This is a genomic window from Chloroflexota bacterium, assembly GCA_020850535.1.
In the GTDB taxonomy this organism is placed as follows: Bacteria; Chloroflexota; UBA6077; order UBA6077; family JACCZL01; genus JADZEM01.
Genome location: JADZEM010000137.1, coordinates 1 through 3,324, shown reverse-complemented (window position 1 = coordinate 3,324; position 3,324 = coordinate 1). Strand labels below are relative to the sequence as shown.

Here is a 3,324-nt window from a genome sequence, read left to right as displayed (position 1 = left end):
CGACATCGTCGCCTACTGGGACGGCTTCGGCGTGGACGACGATGCCGGCCAGCGCGCGCTGCTGCGCCGCATCCACGATTGGCTGCTCCCGGGCAGCCAGGCCCTGATCGAGGTCTATACGCCCTGGCACTGGGCCGATGCCGCCGGAACCGAGATGGCTATCGGCCACGCGCGGCGGCAGTACGGATTCGATGCGTTCGGATGCCGGATGACCGACCGCTGGTGGCCGGCCGCCGATCCCTCGAACGCGGTCGAGCAGTCGCTCCGCTGCTACTCCCCAGCCGATTTGGCGCTCCTGATGGAGGGGACGGGATTGACGCTGACGACGGTCGAACCTGGAGGAACCATCGACCGGGCGACCCACGCCTATGTTCCCCAGGCGCCGCTGGCGCGGGCGATGAGCTACCTGGCGATCTGCGCGCGGCCGCGATGAGCGGCTCGCGCCGCCGATCCTCTCGCGATACGATGCCCATCTGTCCATGGCGCGCCAACATCCCACGAGCGTGCCGCACATCCACCCCGAAGGAGGCCGCATGTCCACGCGATCGCCAGTTGCCAGCAGCGGAGTCCTCCCAGATGGCCGCCTCGACCGGCGCGGTCTCCTCAAGACCAGCGCCGCCGCGTCGGCCATGTTCCTGGCGCGGCCGTGGCTCTCCCAGGCCCAGGAGGCCACCCCGGCCGCCTCACCTGTCGCCTCGGGCGACCTGACCGAGGAGGAGCGCGGCTGGCTCGCCCGCGCCAGCCGGCAGGACGTGAACGGCTGGATCCATCTCCGCATCGGCGGCGCGCCGTTCGCGCGCGGCTTCCAGCACGGCTACCTGACCGCCGCCGAATACGCGGAGGCGATCCGCGTCTACCAGGCGATGACCTACCAGACGATGGGCTTCGACTATGCCTTCTTCGTCGCCGAGGCGGCCAGACTGCACCGGGACAAGATCACGCCCGAGCTGATCGAGGAGATGGCAGGGATCGCCGCCGGCTACTCCAAGGCGGGCGTGCCCACCACCCTCGATGACATCATCGGCTGGAACGCCTACATGGAGATGACCGGCTACTGGTGGCCGACCGTCGCCTCGCAGTACACGCGATCCGCCCCGCTGGGGAACCGCAAGAGCCACTGCAGCGCCTTCCTGGCCACCGGCTCGGCGACGACCGATGGCCGCATCGTCATCGGCCACGAGTCGTTCACCGAGTTCTGGAACGGCCAGTTCATGAACGTGATCGTCGACCTCAAGCCGGCCGATGGTCACCGCCTCGTGTACCAGACCAGTCCCGGCTGGATCGCCAGCATGACCGACTTCTGGGTGACCGGGGGCGGCCTGGTCGTCGTCGAAACGACGATGGTCGGCTACCAGGGCTACGACGTAACGAAGGTTCCCGAATACGTACGGTCTCGCAACGCCTGCCAGTACGCCAACGATATCGACGAGTGGGTCGACCTGCTCGACGCCCAGAACAACGGCGGATACGCCAACATGTGGCTGGTCGGCGACATCGAGACGGGTGAGATCGCCGACTACGAGCAGGGGCTGATCTACCAGAATCTGCAGAAGAAGCGCGACGGCTGGTTCTACGGCGACAACGCCCCGAACGACCCGCGCATCCGCCACGTCGAGAGCAGCGACACCGGCTACAACGATATCCGCCAGCAGACAGGCGCCCGCCGGGTGCGCTGGCCGCAACTGCTCCACCAATACGAGGGCCGCATCGACGCCGAGATGGGACAGACGTTGCTGGCCGACACCTTCGATCCCTATCTGGGGTACATCAATCCCTCGTCACGCACGATCTGCTCCCACTACGACGTCGATCCGATGTCCTACGTGAGCGACCCGAATGCGGTCTGGAACATCCCCTTCTACCCGGCCGGCTCGGTCGAGGGGAAGGTGACGACGGCCGCGCTGGCGGAAGCGATGAGCATGTGGGGGCGCTTCGGCCGCGCCGACGGGGTCCCCTTTGACGCCGAGGAGTTCCTGCGCATTCACCCGCAATGGGGCTGGCAGGAGGGGTACCTGCAGAGCCGGCCATCCCAGTCCTGGACGATGTTCGACGGGACCGCGGCAGGCTGAGGCAGTCACACTACTGACGGTTCGCCGGCGCCGCCTCCGTCTGATACGAGTTTCGGGTAATCAGCGTCGTCTTGCCCCGGCGTGCCCTCACCCCCAGCCCCTCTCCCACTGCGGTGGGCGAGGGGAGCGTTGACGTCGAGATGGCATGAGATATCCGAACGCTTTCTCCGACATCCGCACAAAAGTATTCCGTCTGTCACGGCAACTGGCGAAAACCCTCCCCTCTCCCACCGGAGTGGGAGAGGGGCTGGGGGTGAGGGCACGCCGGGGCAAGACGACGCTGATTACCCGGATTTCGTATGGCGCGGCGCCGCTTTGCGCGCCCGGCCGAGCATCAGGAGCGCGACCACGACGCCAGCGGCGACGATCGCCGCGTCGAGGCGCAGGCCGGCGCGCACGCCATCGGCAAAGGCGTCGCCAGCCACGTCGAGCAGGCGCTGCGCGACGGCCGGGTCGAACTGCCGCAGCACCTGCCGTGCCGACTCGGCGCCGGAAAGGAGCTTCTCCAGCGCCTCCCGTTGCGCATCCGGCAGCGTCACTCCCTCGCTCAGCAGGAGATCGCTGACCGCCGCGCGCTGTGTCGAGGCGACGATCGTCGTCGTCAGCCCGAGGCCGACAGCGCCGCCGACGAACTGGAACATCAGCACCAGCCCGCCGACGAGGCTCTTGCGCCCCTGCGCGTCGGCTCGCACCGCCTCGGTCTGGATGGCGGGCTGGAAGAGGCCGAGCCCGATCCCCGTGACGAGCATGCCGGCGGCCAGCCCGGTGTACCCCGCATCGACCACGAACCCCGAGAGGAGGAAGGGCCCGATGGCCAGGCAGGCGATGCCGGCCAGGATCGCCAGGCGATCACTGAGCCGGCCCGCAAGCAGGCCGGAGAGGAGAGAGACGATGGCGTAGCCGCCGAGCATCGGCAGCATCCCCAACCCGGCGTGCAGGGGCGAGAAGCCGAGCAGCTTCTGCATGATCTGCGGCAGGTAGAGGAGGAGCGCGGCGTAGGCCGGCGCCATCAGGACCTTCAGCGCGCAGGCGAGCGCGACGCCGCGATTGCGGAGCACGTCGCCCGGCACCAGCGCGCCCGGGCCCGCCCGGCGCTCGCGGGCGACGAAGAGGAGCAGGAAGAGGAGGGCCAGCGCCAGGCTGAGGAGGATCCGCCCGTCGGTCCAGCCCCAGGCCGACGCCTGATCGAGCGCGAAGAGGAGCGCCACCAGGCCCGCGGAGAGGGCCGCGATCCCCGGGTAGTCGATACCAGGAT

The 3,324-nt window shown here is 68.7% G+C and carries 3 protein-coding genes; 2 read left to right on the top strand and 1 reads right to left on the bottom strand.

Annotated features, from left to right (window positions below; all coding sequences use genetic code 11):
• Positions 1-31 precede the first annotated feature (31 nt).
• Positions 32-433, top strand: coding sequence for a hypothetical protein (locus IT306_20650; protein ID MCC7370839.1), 402 nt, complete (start codon positions 32-34; stop codon positions 431-433).
• 196 nt (positions 434-629) lie between these two features.
• Positions 630-2,069 carry a peptidase C45 gene (locus IT306_20645; GenBank protein MCC7370838.1) on the top strand — a complete coding sequence of 480 codons (1,440 nt, stop codon included), beginning with the start codon at positions 630-632 and terminating at the stop codon, positions 2,067-2,069.
• A 284-nt stretch (positions 2,070-2,353) separates the two neighbouring features.
• On the opposite strand, the gene IT306_20640 is transcribed toward IT306_20645, so the two are convergent.
• The coding region (locus IT306_20640) for an MFS transporter (protein ID MCC7370837.1) at positions 2,354-3,324 on the bottom strand (971 nt) is incomplete at its 5' end.

Excerpts from the sequence above, each read along its gene's own strand:
- IT306_20645 (MCC7370838.1), top strand. The coding sequence starts at position 630 with ATGTTCCTGGCGCGGCCGTGGCTCTCCCAGGCCCAGGAGGCCACCCCG.